Below are 20,579 nucleotides of genomic sequence, written 5' to 3' on the forward strand. Positions count from 1 at the left end.
GCCCCATAAAATGAGGCGTTGCCATGGAGATGTCACATCTCTTTTTTAGCACGCACGATCAGCTGGTCCAGCAATTCAATCGCCTGATGGATTTCAGCGCGGCTGATTTCCAGTGAAGGTGCGAAGGTAATCACATTCTTGTAATAGCCGCCCACATCCAGCACCAGCCCGGTTTTTTGACCTTGATAATCCAGCGTACCGGACAACCCAATATCCACCATTTTGTCCAGCAGCGCTTTGTTAGGTGTAAAGCCATCGACCGTACAAAGTTCGGCACGCAGCGCCAGCCCCAGACCGTCCACATCGCCAATTTCCGGGTGGCGCAGTTGCAATGACTTCAGCCCTTCAAGGAAATGCGCCCCACTCTCCATCACCTGTTTTTCATAGTCTTTTTCTGCCAGCATATGCATCACTTCCAGCCCGACAGCCGTTCCCAAAGGATTAGAGGCAAAGGTTGAATGTGTTGATCCTACCGGGAAGGTGGCGGGATTAATCATCTCCTCACGTGCCCAGATGCCAGCAAGCGGGTTCAGACCGTTGGTTAATGCCTTACCGAACACCAGAACATCCGGCGTAATGCCGAAATGCTCTACCGACCAGAGCTTGCCGGTACGGTAGAAGCCCATCTGGATTTCATCAACCACCAGCAGGATGCCATGCTCGTCGAGCACTTTTTTCAGTCCCTTATAGTAGTTGCGCGGTGGGATCACATAGCCACCGGTTCCCTGAACCGGCTCAATATAGAAGGCGGAAAACTCGGATTGGCAAACTTTAGGATCCCATACTCCGTGATATTCGTTTTCAAACAGACGCGCAAAATCAGCAATCAACTTTTCGGCATACTCTTCCGCGGTCATGCCTTTCTGACGCCGGAACGGATAGGGAAAAGGAATAAACTGGGCACGCTCGCCAAAGTGACCAAAACGACGCCGGTAACGGTAGCTGGAGGTAATTGAGGATGCTCCCAGGCTACGTCCGTGGTATCCCCCCTCAAAAGCAAACATCCGACTTTTGCCGTTACAATAGTTGCGAACCAGCTTCAGGGAGTCATCAACAGACTGTGATCCCCCCACGTTATAGTGGACGCGCCCCGGCAGACCAAACTTGCGCTCCATATCCTGGGCAATCACTTTGCTTAATTCAATCTTAGTGGGGTGCAAATACTGGCTGGCAATCTGCGGCAGAACATCAATCTGACGTTTAAGAACATTTTCCAGTCGGGGATTGGCATAGCCAAAGTTCACTGCGGAATACCACATCTGAAGATCCAGATAAGGCGTTCCTTCCGCATCGAAGAGGTAACTGCCTTTACAGCTATCAAAAATTTTTGGTGTAGTGACGTAATGTACGGTATCACCGTGTGAACAATATTTTTCTTCATCCGCTAATAGCTGTTCTTCGTACCGGGTCATAAAAGTCCATCCTTTGGTTTGATAAGGTGAACAGTGTATCCGTCGTACCAGGCACATAACCGCCACTTTCGGGCTAAAAATTAAATAGCAGTGATGCTTTTCACGATATGTTTACTCTTTATGGAAGTTAGATTTAATAAAGAAATATCTTTCTTACTTCATTCCAATTAAATGCTAAAAATGGCACGACAAGAGCCGCAAAACGAATCATGAGCACCTTTGATTGCACTTTCTATGGTGCTATTATTAGCGTCACTTAGCGTTCATAGTACTCTGTACCATAACCATTACGTACAACTGATAAGAGGTTGAAAACATGCCTTTTCAAATTCTGACCAACACTGCGGCCAGCATCACCGATCTCAAGCGCGACCCAATGGGTACGGTACGTTCAGCTGAGGGCGAGACAATCGCTATCCTGAATCGCAATGAACCCGCATTTTACTGCGTACCTCCAGCGATATACGCCTATCTGATGGAACTGGCCGAGGATGCAGAGCTGGGACGTATCGTCGATGAACGCATGCCAGAACTACAGGATGCGAAAGAGATTTCGTTAGATGACCTATAAACTTAAATTTGTCCCTTCAGCAGAGAAAGAATGGAAAAAACTCGGGCATCCGATCAGGGAGCAGTTCAAGAAGAAATTAAAGGAGCGTTTAGAAAATCCACGCGTCCCCTCCGCTCAGCTTCATGGTCGTAAAGACCAATATAAAATCAAGTTAAAGTCTGCCGGTTACCGACTGGTTTATCTCGTTCAAGATGAAGTTGTCACGGTCGTTGTCCTGGGCATGGGTAAACGTGAAGGCGGGACAGTGTATTCAGAAACGCAAGGCAGGCTTCCCTGAGAGGGAACCATTGTGGGAAAGTGGATGTTCAGGCTTTTTGATAGATGGCGGGAGCCGAAGCCCCCGCCGACAAACACACTTACATGTGTTTGATCATCGCGTCGCCAAACTCTTAAGCTTTCAGCAACTTAGCGCCGTCCATCTGACGTTCGAAGTCATAGGTCACGGTTTTGGCAGCGATTGCGCCTTCCATGCCTTTAACAATCAGGTCAGCGGCTTCGAACCACTCCATATGACGCAGCATCAGAGGCACCAACGTGATCTCTGATGTCGAAGTGACCACTATTACCATCTTCATATTGAAAGTCCGTACGCATTAATCTTTTTTATGTTTTAATGTCTGTGTAGAGGATGGGCGTTTACCATAAGAACTTCATTTTCTCCTATTGGTAAGGATGCCCCTTAGGTATACTGTATGTACATACAGTTATCTTGGGAGACAGGTCATGAACAAAATTGCTCGTTTACTTTTGACTGCCAGCTCAATAGCTCCAGTTTGCATAACATTGGTATTTATAGGGATGGTTAAAGAAGCTAACTGGCTGATTTATTCATCCTTAACCATTTGCATATTGAGCTTTGTTTTTTGCGTTTTCTTTATTTTTTTCGCAAAATCCAATCTTGTAATTTTAAGTAAAAATATTGACTCAATATCCCCAGCCAATAAAGAGGTTACAAATTATTTTCTAAGTTATCTTTTCCCGCTCCTCGGTACAGATTCGATAGCAACTGACTGGAAATATGCATTATTCTTCTATTTATCATTACTTTTTTACATTAGCTTCTCTGAGAACTATAATTTTAACCCACTCCTCTCACTGCTAGGATATAAGTTTTATGAAGCAGAGGATGATACTGGCGTAGGCTTCGTTCTTATCTCAAAAGAAATAATCACAGATGTTAGGGGTAAAAGCTTCAACATTATTAAGCTTACTGACTACACATACTTACATACTTAAAGGTAATAATATGCCTATATTTGCTGTAATGGATAACAATACTACGCATAGGATTATGCGTATTGATACCGATAAAAAAACAGATGAAAAACTCATCGGTATTTTTAAAGAACAACATGCTTATTTTGAGTCTCACTATGATGAACCAATAGAGTTCTACGCAGGTTATAAACCTTCCTATAGTGAGCATCTCTATTTAAAGGATTTTACAGAATCTGATGATTTAATTGATGCTGTAAGAAGAAACACAGGAATTCCAGTATGGGATCCTAAGACTGTTCCTGTAGAGCACATCAAAGCTCTGTTCGTAGGGATTGAACACCGTGCTAATAGTGATAAAATAGCGATCCAAAGCTTCAATAAAGGACAGATTCTCGACATCAGTAAGTCATTATGGCTAAGTGGAAATGTTTTCACAATGGCCTCATCCACTGGTTTTAACATTGATGATAAGTTAGTTGCCGTGATTGAAAAAAATACAATTAAATTCAAAAGCCTCATTAAGCTTCGAGGTATATTTAATATGGATAGATATTTCACAGAGGCAACTGACGCAGACTTGGCATCTTTTTGCACGAACGCTGTATTTAAAACTGATGCCGGATTTGATATGAAACTAATTGCAGATACTGTAATAAGGACTAAAATCACCCTCATAAACAAATCTGGCATATTAGGAGAACAAATTTCCAAACTAAAAAATGCCGCTCAAAAAGTCAACTTCGATTTAAAAACGGATATTAGCACTGGAATTGAAAAAATAGTCATGCCAAACACGAAAAGAGATGTAAAGGCATTATTGACTTTTTTAGATGAGGACATATTTGTCGCAGAGGTTAGCAGGACTGTTTTCAAGTCAACATCCAAGAGACCAATTTAAACAAGATGCCCGCCTACGCGGGCGTATTACTTAATCCAAATCAAACTTAACTACAAGAATACACAATAGCCCACTGATAAAACCCTCATCTGTATTATACCTTTCCTGACAGTGCCATCTAAATAACGACGCCGTCGGCCCATAATTAGGAGTGAAACGTTAAGCGGTCATGGGCTCGTACCCCTTTGATTTTTTCCTCTCTAGTCATGCAATGCAACTGTCGATAATGAACCCGTCGTGATCTGTCAGTGATGGCCACCGATTAATATCTGTTTGCAGCAAACCTTTAAACCCGCAGCGATCGATGAGTAGTCAACTCAGGCACCTTCAGGTGCGGGCCTGCCTCCCCAGCACTCCAGGATATATTTAATATCACGTATTTTTGCCTTCGCTCTTTTTCCTTCCCGTGGCAATAACGCCAAGTTCCAGGGCTCTACAAGAGTGAAAATGATCAATTCCGGCTGAGTGCCATACTTTGCATCATATACACGCCCCTCCGCATGAAGTTCGTCGTGATGCGTTCTGCATAAGGCAGCACGAATAAATCATGCATTTTGAATCCCCATAAAAAAAGAAGCGCCAAAAGGACGCTTTGCTGTTTAAAACTTTGATATCCCTACAAGATAGATTAAGTAACTACCATATCCTCCCCCCAGAAGTAAAGCGCTGCGTTCTTACTTGAGTGGCATTTGCAGCAGGGGTTTTATCCATTTTGAATTGACTATTACAGCATGGACAAAAATAAACCCAATAACCACCTTTTACGCTCTTTTCTATGCCTGGTTGAAGCATAGATATTTTCTTCTGCTGATAACAATGTGGGCAGGCATGCACCATCATCTCCAAATCATCCACGACAACTTGTTTCGAGTACACCAAGGTTTCACCTTCAGTCCGATGTAGAACATAACCTTTAGAATCGGATTTGAAGTCTTCAAACTTTGCAATTTTTGCTTTGAAATGCGCTGCTTCTTCATCACGATGTCGGATCGCATCACCAAGGTTAAAGCACTCAGCCTGAAGTGTGATTAGTTTATTCTGAAGCTCAATAGTTGCAGCTTTAACTTCTGTATCAGTTTTTGCGTTATGGATAACTTTAACGAGACCTGCCGTTTCCTTTATAGCGGTCATCGCCGCAGATAATTCAGCTATCACTATGAATACTCATGTTGTTGTTATGGGTATTTAGATTAGCCGAATCCTTACTGTTTGGGAATGACCAGTTGCACCTCGCCTAATGTGTATAAAAGCTGCCAACGGATTTAAAACACTGTTACTTAATGAACAGCGTTCGTTAGCTGGGCGAATTTATCGAGAGCAGGAGGTGAATACACAGCAGCTTCTTGGTCACAAGAATCAGGTTCAAACAGATAAATATAACGATGACAGAGGGAAGGAGTGGATCGTTATCGCGGTATAAAGTTGATTGTAATTCGTACAGTTTTGCAGAATAAACCAATGAAACAAAAAGCCAACACAATTTTAACAATCATGTTGGCTTTATTATCGCTTAACGCGATTACATATGTTTGATCATCGCATCGCCAAACTCTGAGGCTTTCAGCAACTTAGCGCCGTCCATCTGACGTTCGAAGTCATAGGTCACGGTTTTGGCCGCGATTGCGCCTTTCATGCCGTTAACAATCAGGTCAGCGGCTTCGAACCAGCCCATATGACGCAGCATCATTTCAGCGGACAGGATGATGGAACCTGGGTTCACTTTATCCTGGCCAGCATACTTAGGTGCTGTACCGTGGGTGGCTTCAAACAGTGCACATTCGTCACCGATGTTGGCACCCGGAGCAATACCGATACCGCCAACCTGCGCCGCCAGGGCGTCAGAAATGTAGTCACCGTTCAGGTTCATACAGGCAATAACGTCATACTCAGCCGGACGCAGCAGGATCTGCTGCAGGAAGGCATCGGCGATCACGTCTTTAATGACGATCTCTTTGCCGGTGTTCGGGTTCTTCACCGTCATCCACGGGCCACCATCGATCAGCTCACCGCCGAATTCTTCTTTCGCCAACTGGTAACCCCAGTCTTTGAAAGCGCCTTCGGTGAATTTCATGATGTTGCCTTTGTGAACCAGCGTTACAGAATCACGATCGTTAGTGATTGCGTATTCGATGGCTGCACGCACCAGACGCTGGGTGCCTGCTTCTGAACATGGCTTAATGCCGATACCGCACTGCTCAGGGAAGCGAATTTTCTTCACGCCCATTTCATCACGCAGGAACTTGATGACTTTATCTGCTTCCGGCGTACCCGCTTTCCACTCGATACCCGCATAGATATCTTCGGAGTTCTCACGGAAAATCACCATGTCAGTGTCTTCCGGGCGTTTCACCGGGCTTGGTGTGCCGGTGTAGTAACGGACAGGACGCAGGCAGATGTACAGATCAAGCTGCTGACGCAGGGCAACGTTCAGGGAACGAATACCGCCGCCGACCGGGGTGGTCAGTGGGCCTTTGATGGCAACGCGATATTCTTTGATCAGATCGAGAGTTTCTTCTGGCAACCAAACGTCCTGGCCGTAAAGCTCTACCGATTTCTCACCGGTGTAAATTTCCATCCAGGAAATTTTACGCTCACCGTTGTAAGCTTTCTGCACAGCGGCATCAACGACTTTGATCATCACTGGAGACACGTCAACGCCAATGCCATCACCTTCGATAAACGGGATGATTGGATTGTTAGGTACGTTGAGTTTTCCCTGATCCAGGGTGATTTTCTGACCTTCCGCCGGAACAACTACTTTGCTTTCCATTAACCTCTCCTTCGAGCGCTTTTTTTTGTTAATGACTTGTAAGATGCGCGTCAATACTACTTGAATATTGACTCCGCGCCAATCATCTCCGGATTGCGGTATAATGCACTCATTGTTACTCAGTGCAAAGACCATGCGAAAATCTTCCTTGACGAATCATCACCCTGGGCGTTCCGGCCCGCGCCGCGCCGCCAAACCTGCCGTTAAAGGCCCGCGTTGCGTGGTGCTGTTTAATAAACCTTTTGATGTGTTACCGCAGTTCAGCGATGAAGCCGGGCGCCGCACGCTGAAAGATTATGTGCCACAGCCGGGTATTTATGCTGCCGGACGGCTTGACCGTGACAGTGAAGGGCTGATGGTACTGACCAATGACGGCGCACTACAGGCAACCCTGACTCAGCCGGGTAAACGCACCGGAAAAATCTACTTTGTGCAGGTAGAGGGCGACCCGCAGGAGAGCGATCTGCAACCGTTACGCACTGGCGTAAATCTGAAAGATGGCCCCACCCTGCCCGCCGGGGTAGAAAAAGTGGCCGCCCCCGACTGGTTGTGGGATCGTCAACCGCCGATCCGCGAACGCAAAGCCATCCCAACCTGCTGGCTGAAAATCACCCTGTACGAAGGACGGAACCGTCAGGTACGTCGAATGACGGCGCATATCGGCTTTCCTACCCTGCGTCTGATCCGTTTCTCAATGGGTGCGTTACAGTTACAGGGCCTGGCACCAGGCGAATGGCGTGATATCAGCAACGAAATCTGACAATTATTAACGCGTAGTACGCTGCGCGTATTTACCGAATGGAGAACGCGTTATGTTTAAACCGCACGTCACCGTAGCCACGGTGGTACAGGCTGAAGGGCAGTTTTTAGTGGTAGAAGAACGCGTGCGTGGGCGCACCACCTGGAACCAGCCTGCGGGCCATCTGGAGGCCGATGAAACGCTGCTTCAGGCGGCGGTGCGTGAACTGTCGGAAGAGACCGGCATTGATGCTATCCCCCAGGCCTTTTTACGTCTGCACCAGTGGATCGCCCCGGATAACACCCCGTTCCTGCGTTTTCTGTTCGCCCTGGACCTGCCCAACGCTATCGAGACTTACCCGCAGGATCGCGATATTGATCGCTGCTGGTGGCTGCCGCCGCAGGAGATTATGACGTCCAAAAAACTGCGCTCACCGCTGGTGGCAGAAAGCCTGCACATTTATCAGACCGGGCCGCGCTATCCGCTGGAGATCCTCAGCGCCTTCCAGTGGCCGTTTAGCGAGAGTGCGCAGGTCGCCGACGCGTGATAGAATGCCGCGCAATTTTATCAGAGTCGCCTTTAACGACTCCTTAAAGTCGGACAAGCAATGTTGAACAGTTCTAACAGCCAGAAAAAAGTGATCGTCGGTATGTCCGGCGGCGTTGACTCCTCCGTTTCCGCCTGGTTGCTCCAGCAACAGGGTTATCAGGTTGAAGGCCTGTTTATGAAAAACTGGGAGGAGGATGATGGTGAGGAGTATTGCACCGCAGCGGAAGATTTAGCCGATGCGCAGGCAGTCTGTGACAAACTCGGTATCTACCTGCATACGGTCAACTTTGCCGCCGAATACTGGGACAACGTGTTTGAACACTTCCTGGCGGAATATAAAGCTGGCCGTACGCCCAATCCCGATATTCTCTGCAATAAAGAGATCAAATTTAAAGCCTTCCTGGAATTTGCCGCAGAAGACCTGGGCGCAGACTTTATCGCCACCGGTCACTACGTGCGTCGCCAGGATGTGGATGGCAAAAGCCGCCTGCTGCGTGGGCTGGACGGCAATAAAGATCAGAGCTACTTCCTCTACACCCTTGGCTTTGAGCAGATCGCTCAAAGCCTGTTCCCGGTCGGTGAATTAGAGAAACCGGAAGTCCGTCGTATTGCTGAACAGCTGGATTTGATCACCGCGAAGAAAAAAGACTCCACCGGTATCTGCTTTATCGGCGAGCGTAAATTTACCGAGTTCCTGGCTCGTTATCTGCCCGCTCAGCCGGGGCCAATTGTGTCCGTTGACGGTGACACCGTGGGGCAGCATCAGGGTCTGATGTACCACACGCTGGGCCAGCGCAAAGGGCTGGGCATCGGCGGCACCAAAGACGGTAACGAAGAACCCTGGTATGTGGTCGATAAAGACGTGGCGAACAATGTGCTGGTTGTCGCTCAGGGCCATGACCATCCACGCCTGATGTCCGTTGGCCTGGTTGCTCAGCAGTTACACTGGGTGGATCGCGAAACGTTGACCGCGCCACTGCGCTGCATGGTGAAAACCCGCTATCGCCAGGAAGATATCCCCTGCACCGTTACCCCGCTGGACGCTGAGCGCATCGAAGTGCGTTTTGACCAGCCGGTGGCGGCCGTGACACCAGGGCAGTCTGCGGTTTTCTATATCGATGAGGTCTGCCTGGGTGGCGGCATCATCGAACAGCGCCAGCCGCTGGTTAACGCATAAACAGTCGGGCCGCAGAACAGCTGCCAACGCATCAGCAGCCTGAAGTCTGGCGTATACAGGAGTTACCGTGGCGAAGAATTACTATGATATTACTCTGGCACTGGCTGGTATCTGCCAGTCCGCTCACCTGGTGCAGCAACTGGCGCACCAGGGGCAGTGCCCGCCTGACGCGTTAAAAACATCGCTGAAAAGCCTGCTGGATCTGAACCCGTCGTCCACGCTGGCGGTGTTCGGCAACGATGAAGCAAACCTGCAGTTTGGTCTGGAAACCCTGCTGGCCGTGCTGAACAGCAACAGCCGCCAGGGCCTGGGTGCCGAACTAACGCGTTACACGCTGAGCATGATGGTGCTGGAGCGTAAACTGAATGCCAACAAAAACGCGTTAAATGAGTTGTCCAGCCGTATTGCCCAGCTCGATCGCCAGCTGGCGCACTACGATCTGGAGTCTGATACCCTGCTAAGCGCGATGGCAGCGATTTATGTCGATGTGATCAGCCCGCTCGGCCCGCGTATCCAGGTCACCGGTTCCCCGGCTGTCCTGCAGAATAGCCAGGTACAGAGCAAAGTTCGTGCGACACTGCTGGCGGGTATCCGCGCGGCAGTGTTGTGGCAGCAGGTCGGCGGTGGCCGTCTGCAGCTAATGTTGTCCCGTAACCGCTTAGTCAATGAGGCAAAAGCGATTCTGGCCCGCCTTAACGGGACCCCAACCTGATTTTTAACCGATCCTGGAGCAGCAACAATGGAATTATCCTCTCTGACCGCCGTCTCACCTGTAGATGGCCGTTATGGCGACAAAGTCAGCCCACTCCGTGGTATTTTCAGCGAATATGGCCTGCTGAAATTCCGCGTTGAGGTTGAAGTTCGCTGGTTACAAAAACTGGCAACCTGCGCTGAGATCAAGGAAGTTCCTGCATTTGATGCCGACGCAAACGCTTACCTTGATGCCATTGTCAGCGGTTTCAGCGAAGAAGATGCTGCGCGTATCAAAACTATCGAGCGCACCACCAACCACGACGTGAAAGCAGTGGAATACTTTCTGAAAGAGAAAGTGGAGTCCGTCCCTGCCCTGCACGCGGTGTCTGAATTTATTCACTTCGCCTGTACTTCAGAAGATATCAATAACCTGTCACACGCGCTGATGCTGGAAACCGCACGCCGTGAGGTGATTGTGCCTTACTGGAACAAAATCATCGTTGCCGTGAAGGACCTGGCGGTGCAGTACCGTGATATCCCGCTGCTGTCGCGCACCCACGGCCAGCCCGCTACACCGTCCACGCTGGGTAAAGAGATGGCGAACGTCGCCTACCGCTTTGAGCGCCAGCTGCGTCAGTTAGAACGTATTGAAATCCTGGGTAAAATCAACGGTGCCGTCGGTAACTACAACGCCCACATCGCCGCGTACCCGGAAGTGGACTGGCATGAGTTCAGTGAAGCGTTCGTGACCTCACTGGGCGTGACCTGGAACCCGTACACCACACAGATCGAGCCGCACGACTATATTGCCGAGCTGTTTGACTGCATGGCGCGCTTTAACACCATTCTGATCGACTTCGATCGTGATGTCTGGGGTTACATCGCACTCAACCACTTCAAGCAGAAAACCATTGCGGGTGAAATCGGTTCTTCCACCATGCCGCACAAGGTGAACCCGATTGACTTCGAAAATTCCGAAGGCAACCTCGGCCTGGCTAACGCCATGATGCAGCACCTTGCCAGCAAACTGCCAGTATCACGCTGGCAGCGCGACCTGACCGACTCCACCGTGCTGCGTAACCTCGGCGTGGGCGTGGGTTATGCACTGATCGCTTACCAGGCAACGCTGAAAGGTATCTCCAAACTGGAAGTGAACCGCGCGCGTCTGCTGGACGAGCTGGACCACAACTGGGAAGTGCTGGCTGAACCCATCCAGACAGTTATGCGCCGTTACGGTATCGAAAAGCCTTACGAGAAGTTGAAAGAGTTGACGCGTGGCAAGCGTGTTGACGCTGAAGGCATGAAAACCTTCATCGACGGGTTGGCTCTGCCTGAAGAAGAGAAAACTCGTCTGAAGCAGATGACCCCAGCCAATTATATCGGCCGCGCCATCCAGATGGTTGACGACCTGAAATAATCGCCCCTCCCACCGGGCCGGCTCAGTCGGCCCGTGTTAACCTATTGTTTATCTGATCTCCCCTATACTTAACGCCAGTTATACCCCAATAAAAGTGAATAAGCGCTCAGACGGTTGCTGCTTCAGGCATCCTGGCGCTATGTTGTTATTTCTGGTGAGTTGATCTTATTAAGGATTCGGTTATGCGAGTGTTAGTTGTGGAAGATAATCCGCTGCTCCGTCATCATCTGGCGGTGCAGTTGCGTGAGATGGGTCACCAGGTTGATGCCGCCGAAGACGCGAAAGAAGCCGACTATTTCCTTAATGAACACACTCCGGATATTACCCTGGTCGATCTCGGACTGCCGGATGAAGACGGCATGAGACTCATCCGCCGCTGGCGCAGCCAGGACGTCCGTCAGCCGATTCTGGTGCTCACAGCACGTGACGGCTGGCAGGCGAAAGTCGAAGCACTGGAAGCCGGTGCCGATGATTACGTGACCAAGCCCTTCCATATCGAAGAGGTTGTCGCCCGAATGCAGGCGTTGATGCGCCGCAACAGCGGGTTAGCCTCGCAAATTATTACCCTGCACCCTTTCCAGGTAGATCTTTCACGCCGTGAGCTGACTATCAGCGAGCAGCAGATAAAACTGACCGCATTTGAGTACACCATTATTGAAACCCTGATCCGCAATGCAGGTAAAGTGGTCAGCAAAGACTCGCTCATGCTGCAGCTCTATCCTGATGCAGAACTGCGCGAGAGCCACACGATTGATGTGCTGATGGGCCGCTTACGTAAAAAAATCCTGGCAGAACATGCTCAGGACGTCATCACTACGGTGCGCGGTCAGGGCTACCGCTTCGATATTTGAGCATGTTTAACTGGCGCCGCAAAAAACCGCGTTCACTGCGGGTCCGTTTCTTACTCGCCACCGCAGCGGTGGTGCTAACCATGTCGCTCTCTTATGGAATGGTGGCGGTGATCGGCTATGTAGTGAGCTTCGATAAAAACACCTACCGCGTGCTGCGCAGCGAAAGTAATCTGTTTTTCACGCTCTCCCAGTGGAAGGACAATAAGCTGACTATCGTACAGCCCGAGCGCATGACGCTCAATTTTCCCGCGCTGGTCTTCATCTACGACAATAACGGTAAACTGCTGTGGCAGCAGCGCGACGTTCCCGATATTCGCAGCAAGATCCGTCGTGAATGGCTGAATAAGTCGGATTTCTATGAAATCGACACCAACAATCACACCAGCCGTGAAGTGCTGGGCAATGACCAGGACGCGCAAAGTAAGCTAAGCGCCTATGACGATGACGGCAACGATACCTTCACCCACTCGGTGGCAGTCAACCGTTATGATGCCACGCCCAACCTGCCTGCGCTGACCATCGTGGTGGTCGACTCCATTCCGCAAGAGCTTCAACACTCTGACGTTGTGTGGTCGTGGTTCAGCTATGTGCTGCTGGCCAATCTGCTATTGATTATCCCGTTGCTGTGGCTGGCCGCCCACTGGAGCCTGCGCCCGATTGGCGCTCTGGCAGCCCAGGTCCGTGAACTGGAAGGCGGAAACCGCGACACGCTGGACCCCTCCCCGCCTCAGGAGCTAAAAGGGCTGGTGCGAAATCTTAACCTGTTGCTGGATAACGAACGCCAGCGCTACACCCGCTATCGCACCACACTGAGCGATTTGACACACAGCCTGAAGACACCGCTGGCGGTACTGCAAACCACCCTGCGTTCACTGCGTGGTGAACGCAACCTCTCCATAGAACAAGCCGAACCCATCATGCTGGAGCAGATCAGCCGAATCTCCCAACAGATTGGCTATTACCTGCATCGTGCCAGCATGCAGGCCGATCACCATGCATTGAAGCGCGATGTGCATTCAGTGCCAGCCCTGCTCGACGGATTATGCTCAGCGCTGAATAAAGTCTATCAGCGTAAAGGGGTTGTTCTGACGCTGGATATTTCACCGGAGGTGATTTTCGTCGGTGAGCAGAACGATTTTATGGAAGTGATGGGCAACGTGCTGGATAACGCCTGCAAGTACTGCCTGGAGTTCGTAGAGATCAGTGTGCAACAGACGGAAAAAACACTGCTACTCATCGTCGAGGATGACGGTCCCGGCATTCCGGAAAACAAGCGTGACCTGGTGTTTATTCGCGGTCAGCGTGCCGACACACTGCGCCCCGGCCAGGGGCTGGGCTTGTCGCTGGCACGGGACATTCTCGAACAGTACGCTGGCGATATTCGTGCCGGCACCAGCGAGCTTGGCGGCGCACGTATGGAAGTCGAATTCCAGCGCCAGGAGCTGCTGCACAAGCACGAGTAATCTGCCCTCTGCCATGACATTACACAGTGGCTGTGCGCTGTTATAATCTTTCCACTTACGCGTTTCAGGAAACCATCATGGATTATCAGCTCGATCTCAATTGGCCCGATTTTATTCAGCGCTACTGGCAGAAACGCCCGGTAGTCCTCAAGCGCGGCTTCAAAAACTTCGTTGACCCTATTTCCCCTGACGAACTGGCGGGTCTGGCGATGGAAAATGAAGTCGACAGCCGCCTGGTCAGCCACCAGGACGGGAAATGGGAAGTCAGTCACGGCCCGTTTGAGAGCTTCGATCATCTTGGCGAAAACAACTGGTCACTGCTGGTACAGGCGGTAGACCACTGGCATGAACCTTCTGCCGCCCTGATGCATCCCTTCCGGATGATCCCTGACTGGCGAGTTGACGACCTGATGATCTCCTTCTCGGTGCCAGGTGGCGGCGTCGGCCCTCACTTCGACCAGTATGACGTGTTTATTATCCAGGGCACCGGCCGCCGTCGCTGGCGCGTGGGTGAAAAAACGGAAATGAAGCAGCACTGTCCACACCCGGATCTGCTTCAGGTTGAACCTTTTGACGCCATCATCGATGAAGAGATGGAACCCGGCGATATTCTCTATATTCCGCCAGGATTCCCGCACGAAGGTTACTCGCTGGAAAACGCTATTAACTATTCGGTCGGCTTCCGCGCACCCAGCGGTCGCGAACTGATCAGCGGCTTTGCTGATTACGTGCTGGCGCGTGAGCTGGGCAGCCGCCGTTTCAGCGATCCGGATGTGCAGCCTCGCGAGCACAACGCAGAGATCCTGCCTGCTGAACTGGACGGCATTCGCGCCATGATGATGGAGGTGATCAACCAACCTGAGCACTTTAATCAGTGGTTTGGTGAGTTTATCTCACAATCTCGCCACGAACTGGACGTTGCGCCACCGGAACCGCCTTATCAACCGGATGAGATCTACGATGCACTGCAACAGGGTGATCAGCTTTCACGCCTTGGTGGCCTGCGCGTGGTATCGATTGGTAATGCCGTGTTTATCAACGGTGAGCAGGTTGAATCGCAGCACCGGGCAGCCCTGACCGCACTGGCGAACGATTTAACGCTGGGGCAGGATCAGTTCGGTGATGCGCTGGATGACCCATCCTTCCTCGCTCAGCTGGCAGCGCTGGTAAACAGCGGCTACTGGTATTTTGCTGACGAAGAGTAATCTTTATCAGAGGACGACTGCCCCCCATGCAGTCGTCCGTCACCGTTTTATTTCCCCTTGTTCGTCAGCGTCTGGAACGATATCAGAAAGGGAAATCAGTATTCCAGATAATGCTGCATAAGTAAGCGGTACAATTAATGCATCGGAATAACGGAGTGGATTCGACAGGTCCACAATAATAACGATGAAAAAAGCGCTTGATGCTAACGTTATACCAGAGAAAACCTGGTGTAATTTATATTTCATGTTACTGAATGAAAATGGCGGTGTTTTTTCTGACCGCCAGTCCAGAACCAGATGAATCAACATATAAGCTGAACAAATGACAAAATAGAAATGCATCAACTGTTGATTATCATGCGGAAAATACCAGGATGCCTGCATTAGCGATCCTGCCAGACGAAGTACAGATAGAGCAAGATGAAGACCACTGCCCCGGCTATCGCACCAAAATACATCATAAAGTCAGTGAACGGCATTGAGGGGAATAACAGAGGGACAAACCCTGACGAGCCAAAACCTAATCCCGAGCCACCAATCCCCGCATGCATAAATGTTTTAAGGCTGAAATCCATATCTACCTCTCTTATTGATTCCCGTAATATATTATCGTGACTGACTTACACTATTAAAAAACAACTTTATCGCACGGAAATATTACCGTAAAAAAAAGCAATTACCATCGCAAAATACAAAACAGTCCCCACACAAATCCCGTTATTCGGGACAGCTCGCAGAATTTGTGTGGGGGAAATAATTACACCGCGCCCAGCGCAGGGAAACGCAGCTTCAGCCCGGCAAACAGCTGCGACATCTGCTCATCCAGCCCCAGTTCACTGCACTCACCCGCTTTCACCGCAGCAAACACCTGGTGCTTGAGGAAGTGGCGCCACACGATAGGTTGCTGCGCCAGAAACGCCGTCAGCCGTTGATAACGCTCTGGGGTCCAGACCGTTTCGAAGGTGCGCCGAGCATCACCGACATCAAAGTGTTCGCCGTTGCCCTCCGGCATCGCAGCCCGCAGACGGGCTGTACCGACTTCGTCGATCTCACCGCGCTGTAACGCCACACCGTACTGCTCCCGCGCCGCCTGCTCCGTCAGGAAACCACACTGCACATCCTGCAAAACCGCCTGCACCCGGCGGTGCTTCGCCAGTCCGTAGCCACCGGCGCCCGGACCTTTGATGGCCACCACATCACCCGGACCACAGTGGATCACATCGGTATTTCCATGCTCCGTTACCCGGCCATCGGCATGTTCGGTACGGAACCATGAAGTGCTTCCGGCCCGCCCACCTGCCGCCCCGGCAGAGGAGAAGACGGAACGGTTGCGGTTACGCGCCGTAATGGTGGTATTCGGTGCAAACACCTCAAAGGCCATTTCCGTCGCCAGCCCACCGCGATATTCTCCGGCACCAGCGCTGTCCGTCGCCAGACCATAACGCAGGAAACGCACCGGAACCTCGGCTTCGTTGATCTCAATCGGTGTGTTTTTCAGGAATGCGGATAAACCACCGGAGCCGTCCGGGCCATCATGTTTAGGCGTGCCGCCCGCGCCGCCACCGACCGGGCCGAGCGAGGCCACCACGCTGCGATTCAGCCCATCCACGGTACGAATATTGATAATCGAGTTACCGCCAGGTGAGTTCGCCGGCAGGCGCTCCGGCATCGCCAGCGAGAATGCACCGACGGTGGCAATCTGCGACATGGCGCAGGTCAGAGAGCGCATGCCAACCGCAGCTGGGGCTTCACAGTTCATAATGGTGCCTGGCGGCAGGATCGCCCGCGTCGGCCGCAGCGTACCGGCATTCAGCAGCAATGAACGATCGAGCGTGGAGAGCACATAGGTCACGCCAACCAGCGCCAGCGGGTGACGTTCGCGCCCGCCCGTGGGCATATTCAGTGATGACATCAGCTGCGGGTCGCTGCCGGTATAATCCAGCTCCAGACTGTCGCCGGTGACCCGCAGCGTCACGGCGATACGGCAGGGATAGCCGCCTTCGCCATCTTCGTCCGCGTAATCCGCGTAGAAGTAGTCACCGTCCGGGATAGTGCTGATAATGCCGCGCGCCTGCTGTTCGGCATAATCGAGGATACCTTCAATACCGGTGAGGAAGTCATCGATACCAAAGCGGGCGATGATCTCCTGCACCTTACGCTCGCCAATATTCACGGACGCGATCTGGGCATTAAAGTCGCCCCAGTTCTGATCCGGCGCACGCACGTTAAGGCGCATAATGCGCGCCACCTCATGGTTCAGCACGCCACCGCTGATGATTTTCAGCGGCGGAATGCGGATACCTTCCTGCACGATTTCCGTCAGGGAACGCGACAGTGAAGCAGGCACCGCACCGCCCACGTCAGTGTTATGAATGTGGCCCACTACAAAGCAGGTAATTTCGCCGTCATAAAACACCGGTTTCCAGATATGAATATCCGGCGAGTGCGTGGCAACATTGCCCGCATAGGAATCATTGGTGATGCAGATATCCCCTTCCTGGTAGCCATCAATCAGCTCCAGCACCGGGCCATAATCAATGCCGCTGTACCAGGGCGCGCCAAAGCTGCGCGGTGAGGCAAACGCCAGGCCGTCACGGCTGACAATCTGACAGGAGAAATCTTCCGTCTCTTTAACAAAGGTGGAGTGCGCGGTGCGCATCAGGGTAAACGCCATCGCATCGGCAGCGGCCGCGCAGTAGTTGGCGAGAATTTGCAGGTTACGACCATCAATTGCCATGATGTGCTCCGGTTTGCGGGGTAATAATCAGGTTGCCATAGTGGTCAACATCGACCTGCATTTGCGGGGGAACACAGGTGGTACAGTCATCCTGTGCAATGATCACCGGGCCGCTGAGCTGATGCCCGGCGAACAGCGCACTGCGTGACACCACATCCACCTGCCACCAGCGTCCGTCAATCCAGGCTTCCACCTCACGCAGCACCGGAACCGGCCCTTCGGCCGCCGCCAGCGTGGTCAGGCGCGGTTTCGGGGTCGGCGATGACAGCACCAGCCGCAGATTGATCAACTGCACGGCAGCCTCAGCATCATGATGACCAAACAACCGGGTATGATGCGCATCGAAGGCACTGCGGATCGCCGCCAGATCACCTGCCAGCAGCCAGGACTGTTGCAGTACCACATCAATTTCAAAGGACTGGCCGCGATAACGCATATCGGCAGAGAAGCTGAGTTCGTACGGCAACTCTGCACCGTACTCACGCGCCAGCCAGCCTTCGGCTTCGGTACGCAGCTGCTGCGCATTCTGTTGCAGACGGTCGCTGACCGCCACCGTCAGGTCGCAGTACAGCGTGCGGATAAAGTCGTTTTTAATATCGGCCACCAGGCCACCCAGCGCAGACAGCACGCCTGGCGTCGGCGGCACCACCACGCCTTTCAGTTTCAGCTCACGCGCCAGGAAGCAGCCCATCATCGGCCCGGCACCGCCAAAGGCGAGGAAATAGAATTCGCGCGGGTCGAGGCCAAAGCGTGAGATCAGCCCGCTGGTGTCGCTGTACATACTGGAGATCGCCAGCGCAATAATATTTTCTGCCGTCTCTTCGATGCTGATCCCCAGCGGATCGGCCAGTTTCCCAACTGCCGCACGCGCCCCGGCCACATCCACCTGCACCGCGTTATACCCCAGATCGCCGTGACCAATCAGACCACAGGCCGCAAAGGCGTCAGTGGCCGTGGCTTCCGTGCCGCCACGGCGGAAACACACCGGGCCAGGTAGAGAACCGGCACTGTCCGGGCCAACCTGCAACACGCCAAGGCTGTCAATCCAGGCGATGGAGCCTCCGCCCTGACCGACCGAGGTAACAGAAACAGAAGGAATATAGATCGGGAAGTCCCCGATAATTTCACCGCTGCCGTATTCCGGGCGGCCATTGATAATTACCGCGACATCGGCGCTGGTGCCACCGATATCCAGGCTCAACAGGCGGTCAAAGCCGCAGCTTTCCGCAATATAGCTGGCGCCCATCACCCCGGAAGCGGTGCCGGACAGCACCATCTGCACGCATTCGGCTTTGGCCTGCGCCAGTCCCATTACGCCACCGTTGGATTTGGTAATACGCGGTGGAACCGGCACCCCCATTTCCTTCAGCGCACGCTCGAAGGCGTCCAGGTAATGGATCACTTTCGGCTGCACATAGGCGTTAATCACGGCGGTGATGGTACGTTCGTATTCACGGATAATCGGCCAGATCTCTGCCGAACAGGAGGTCAGCAGATCGGGGGCCAGTTCGGCAACGATCTCACGCACCACCGCTTCATTGCTGCCGTTGCGATAACTGTGCAGCAGTGAAACCACGATGCCTTCACAGCCTGCCACGCGGGCGGCTTCCACCGCATAAACCACGCTCTGGCGATCAACGGGCTGTAACACCTTGCCATCACGGTCGGTACGTTCGCTAATGGCAAACACCCGGTCGCGGGAGATCAGCGGTACAGGTCGGCGCGAGAACAGATCGTGAATATGGGGAATTTTAAGCCGGGCCAGTTCCAGCACATCGCAGAAGCCTTCCGTCGCAAACAGCGCCAGCTTGACGCCTTTACGCTGGATCACCGCGTTCACGCCAACGGTGGTGCCGTGTGTGAAATAGGTAATCTCTGTTGGATCAATGCCGTCACGCTGCTGAAATGCAGCCAGCCCGGTGGTGATTTCACTGCCGGGGCTGTCAGGGCGCGACAGGACTTTCAGGGTGCGGATGCTGTTATCACGCTCGTCCAGCAGCGCAAAATCCGTGAACGATCCGCCAATATCGACGCCAACGCGGTAACTCATGGGGTGTTTTCCTCTGGTGGGGTGGGAATAAATTCCATCAATCGTTGTGGCTTTTCTACCGGCTGCCATCCCGCCCGGCGATAGACCTCGTGGGCATCGTCGGTGGCCAGCATCCAGCGTTTTATCGTTTGTAATTCCGGGTGGGTCAGGATAGTGGCGGCAAACCAGTTACCGAGGCCTTTTCCACGGTGGGCATCATCAATCATCACATCGCTAAGATAGGCAAAGCGGCTGTAATCGGTGATCAGTCTTCCAAAACCAACCTGCTGCTGTTGCCAGTAAATACCGAAGGGCATGGATGCCGACAAGGAGCGCTCCGTGGTGGCCAGCGTCTGCCCGGCTGCCCAGTAACTTTTTTCGGAAAGCTGGCGATGGATCCAGCCAATATCGAGTTTGCTGGCATCGCTGCTTAACAGATATTCATCGCGCTGCCATTCGGCAACCACGGGGACAACCGGCTTCAGCATAAGGATTCCTGACTGTTTTCTGAGGGTTAAAAAGAGTGTAAAGCCTTTAGCAGCGGGAGTTTTTTGGTTGAGACCGGGTAAGACGGCGTTTTGTGGGGAATTAGTGGGGGGGGAGGAAATATTCTGCCGGGTGGAAGTGGCAGTCATAAAAACGCCACAATCGTACGATTTTCGTAGGGGGTGACCTTTTGTTCCGGTCACCCCGCGCTAAGGATTTGCACTACTGGCTGGGTCCGCGTCACTGGTCGACCGAAACTCAGTGCCTGCATCGATCACGTAGGGGTCGATCATCTTTTCCGATCGACCCGTAAGGTGAAGCAACATATCGCCCGGCATCAATGGCCGACCGGAACAAAGGGTCG

20 protein-coding genes and 2 pseudogenes are annotated in these 20,579 nt (G+C 52.1%); 13 read left to right on the plus strand and 9 right to left on the minus strand.

The features are described from left to right. Nucleotides 1-32 precede the first annotated feature (32 nt). Nucleotides 33-1,412, minus strand: coding sequence for an aspartate aminotransferase family protein (locus ACFL9S_RS07845; protein ID WP_405261275.1), 1,380 nt, complete (start codon nt 1,410-1,412; stop codon nt 33-35). 316 nt (nt 1,413-1,728) lie between these two features. On the opposite strand from ACFL9S_RS07845, the gene ACFL9S_RS07850 reads away from it, so the two are divergent. Both ACFL9S_RS07850 and ACFL9S_RS07855 read left to right on the plus strand, forming a co-directional pair. Further along, entirely contained in the window at nt 1,729-1,983 is a 255-nt protein-coding gene (locus tag ACFL9S_RS07850; protein ID WP_405261276.1) for a type II toxin-antitoxin system Phd/YefM family antitoxin, read from the plus strand. After that, nucleotides 1,973-2,260, plus strand: coding sequence for a type II toxin-antitoxin system RelE/ParE family toxin (locus tag ACFL9S_RS07855; RefSeq protein ID WP_405261277.1), 288 nt, complete (start codon nt 1,973-1,975; stop codon nt 2,258-2,260). The genes ACFL9S_RS07850 and ACFL9S_RS07855 overlap by 11 nt, the downstream gene beginning before the upstream one ends. A 112-nt stretch (nt 2,261-2,372) precedes the next feature. Here the strand turns inward: ACFL9S_RS07855 and ACFL9S_RS07860 are convergent. Continuing rightward, nucleotides 2,373-2,507: pseudogene (locus ACFL9S_RS07860) on the minus strand (NADP-dependent isocitrate dehydrogenase); the annotation flags it as partial. 199 nt (nt 2,508-2,706) lie between these two features. On the opposite strand from ACFL9S_RS07860, the gene ACFL9S_RS07865 reads away from it, so the two are divergent. Both ACFL9S_RS07865 and ACFL9S_RS07870 read left to right on the plus strand, forming a co-directional pair. Continuing rightward, complete coding sequence (locus tag ACFL9S_RS07865; protein WP_405261278.1) at nt 2,707-3,219, plus strand: hypothetical protein; 513 nt, start codon at nt 2,707-2,709, stop codon at nt 3,217-3,219. A gap of 10 nt (nt 3,220-3,229) precedes the next feature. Then, nucleotides 3,230-4,099 (plus strand): DUF4868 domain-containing protein, encoded by an 870-nt coding sequence (locus ACFL9S_RS07870; RefSeq protein WP_405261279.1) that lies wholly within the window; start codon nt 3,230-3,232, stop codon nt 4,097-4,099. A gap of 636 nt (nt 4,100-4,735) precedes the next feature. On the opposite strand, the gene ACFL9S_RS07875 is transcribed toward ACFL9S_RS07870, so the two are convergent. Then, nucleotides 4,736-5,254, minus strand: a complete 519-nt coding sequence (locus ACFL9S_RS07875; RefSeq protein WP_405261280.1) for a hypothetical protein — start codon at nt 5,252-5,254, stop codon at nt 4,736-4,738. A 124-nt stretch (nt 5,255-5,378) separates the two neighbouring features. On the opposite strand from ACFL9S_RS07875, the pseudogene ACFL9S_RS07880 reads away from it, so the two are divergent. Beyond that, nucleotides 5,379-5,519: pseudogene (locus ACFL9S_RS07880) on the plus strand (integrase); the annotation flags it as partial. Nucleotides 5,520-5,618: 99 nt separating this feature from the next. Here ACFL9S_RS07880 and icd read toward each other — a convergent pair. Beyond that, the gene (gene icd / locus ACFL9S_RS07885) at nt 5,619-6,869 is read right to left on the minus strand and encodes an NADP-dependent isocitrate dehydrogenase (protein WP_405261281.1); all 1,251 of its coding nucleotides are present in this window, start codon (nt 6,867-6,869) and stop codon (nt 5,619-5,621) included. 103 nt (nt 6,870-6,972) lie between these two features. On the opposite strand from icd, the gene rluE reads away from it, so the two are divergent. The 8 genes from rluE to ACFL9S_RS07925 all read left to right on the plus strand — a co-directional run bounded on the left by rluE (nt 6,973) and on the right by ACFL9S_RS07925 (nt 14,963). Further along, complete coding sequence (gene rluE / locus ACFL9S_RS07890; RefSeq protein ID WP_405261283.1) at nt 6,973-7,629, plus strand: 23S rRNA pseudouridine(2457) synthase RluE; 657 nt, start codon at nt 6,973-6,975, stop codon at nt 7,627-7,629. Between the two features lie 52 nt (nt 7,630-7,681). Continuing rightward, on the plus strand, nt 7,682-8,155 hold the full coding sequence (locus tag ACFL9S_RS07895; protein WP_405261284.1) for an NUDIX domain-containing protein: 474 nt from the start codon (nt 7,682-7,684) through the stop codon (nt 8,153-8,155). 60 nt (nt 8,156-8,215) lie between these two features. Beyond that, the gene (gene mnmA, locus ACFL9S_RS07900; RefSeq protein WP_405261285.1) at nt 8,216-9,334 is read left to right on the plus strand and encodes a tRNA 2-thiouridine(34) synthase MnmA; all 1,119 of its coding nucleotides are present in this window, start codon (nt 8,216-8,218) and stop codon (nt 9,332-9,334) included. 67 nt (nt 9,335-9,401) lie between these two features. Then, complete coding sequence (gene hflD, locus ACFL9S_RS07905) at nt 9,402-10,046, plus strand: high frequency lysogenization protein HflD (protein ID WP_405261286.1); 645 nt, start codon at nt 9,402-9,404, stop codon at nt 10,044-10,046. A gap of 27 nt (nt 10,047-10,073) precedes the next feature. Continuing rightward, the gene (purB, locus tag ACFL9S_RS07910) at nt 10,074-11,444 is read left to right on the plus strand and encodes an adenylosuccinate lyase (protein ID WP_405261287.1); all 1,371 of its coding nucleotides are present in this window, start codon (nt 10,074-10,076) and stop codon (nt 11,442-11,444) included. Between the two features lie 182 nt (nt 11,445-11,626). Then, nucleotides 11,627-12,295, plus strand: coding sequence for a two-component system response regulator PhoP (phoP, locus tag ACFL9S_RS07915; protein ID WP_405261288.1), 669 nt, complete (start codon nt 11,627-11,629; stop codon nt 12,293-12,295). A gap of 2 nt (nt 12,296-12,297) precedes the next feature. Then, on the plus strand, nt 12,298-13,758 hold the full coding sequence (gene phoQ / locus ACFL9S_RS07920) for a two-component system sensor histidine kinase PhoQ (protein WP_405261289.1): 1,461 nt from the start codon (nt 12,298-12,300) through the stop codon (nt 13,756-13,758). A 77-nt stretch (nt 13,759-13,835) separates the two neighbouring features. Then, nucleotides 13,836-14,963 (plus strand): JmjC domain-containing protein, encoded by a 1,128-nt coding sequence (locus tag ACFL9S_RS07925; RefSeq protein WP_405261290.1) that lies wholly within the window; start codon nt 13,836-13,838, stop codon nt 14,961-14,963. Between the two features lie 39 nt (nt 14,964-15,002). Here the strand turns inward: ACFL9S_RS07925 and ACFL9S_RS07930 are convergent, their stop codons facing one another. The 5 genes from ACFL9S_RS07930 to ACFL9S_RS07950 form a co-directional block, all read right to left on the minus strand. Continuing rightward, nucleotides 15,003-15,347: a hypothetical protein gene (locus ACFL9S_RS07930; protein WP_405261291.1), complete on the minus strand. Its 345-nt coding sequence runs from the start codon at nt 15,345-15,347 to the stop codon at nt 15,003-15,005. Next, nucleotides 15,347-15,538 (minus strand): hypothetical protein, encoded by a 192-nt coding sequence (locus ACFL9S_RS07935; RefSeq protein WP_405261292.1) that lies wholly within the window; start codon nt 15,536-15,538, stop codon nt 15,347-15,349. The genes ACFL9S_RS07930 and ACFL9S_RS07935 overlap by 1 nt, the downstream gene beginning before the upstream one ends. A gap of 182 nt (nt 15,539-15,720) precedes the next feature. Continuing rightward, nucleotides 15,721-17,700: a hydantoinase B/oxoprolinase family protein gene (locus ACFL9S_RS07940; protein ID WP_405261293.1), complete on the minus strand. Its 1,980-nt coding sequence runs from the start codon at nt 17,698-17,700 to the stop codon at nt 15,721-15,723. Then, on the minus strand, nt 17,690-19,750 hold the full coding sequence (locus tag ACFL9S_RS07945; protein ID WP_405261294.1) for a hydantoinase/oxoprolinase family protein: 2,061 nt from the start codon (nt 19,748-19,750) through the stop codon (nt 17,690-17,692). Before ACFL9S_RS07945 ends, ACFL9S_RS07940 begins: the two co-directional genes overlap by 11 nt. Further along, a complete protein-coding gene (locus ACFL9S_RS07950) occupies nt 19,747-20,217 on the minus strand; it encodes a GNAT family N-acetyltransferase (protein WP_405261295.1) in 471 nt (156 codons plus the stop codon). The genes ACFL9S_RS07945 and ACFL9S_RS07950 overlap by 4 nt, the downstream gene beginning before the upstream one ends. Nucleotides 20,218-20,579: the final 362 nt, after the last annotated feature.

Source organism: Erwinia sp. AnSW2-5 (assembly GCF_045107195.1).
Lineage (GTDB): Bacteria > Pseudomonadota > Gammaproteobacteria > Enterobacterales > Enterobacteriaceae > Erwinia.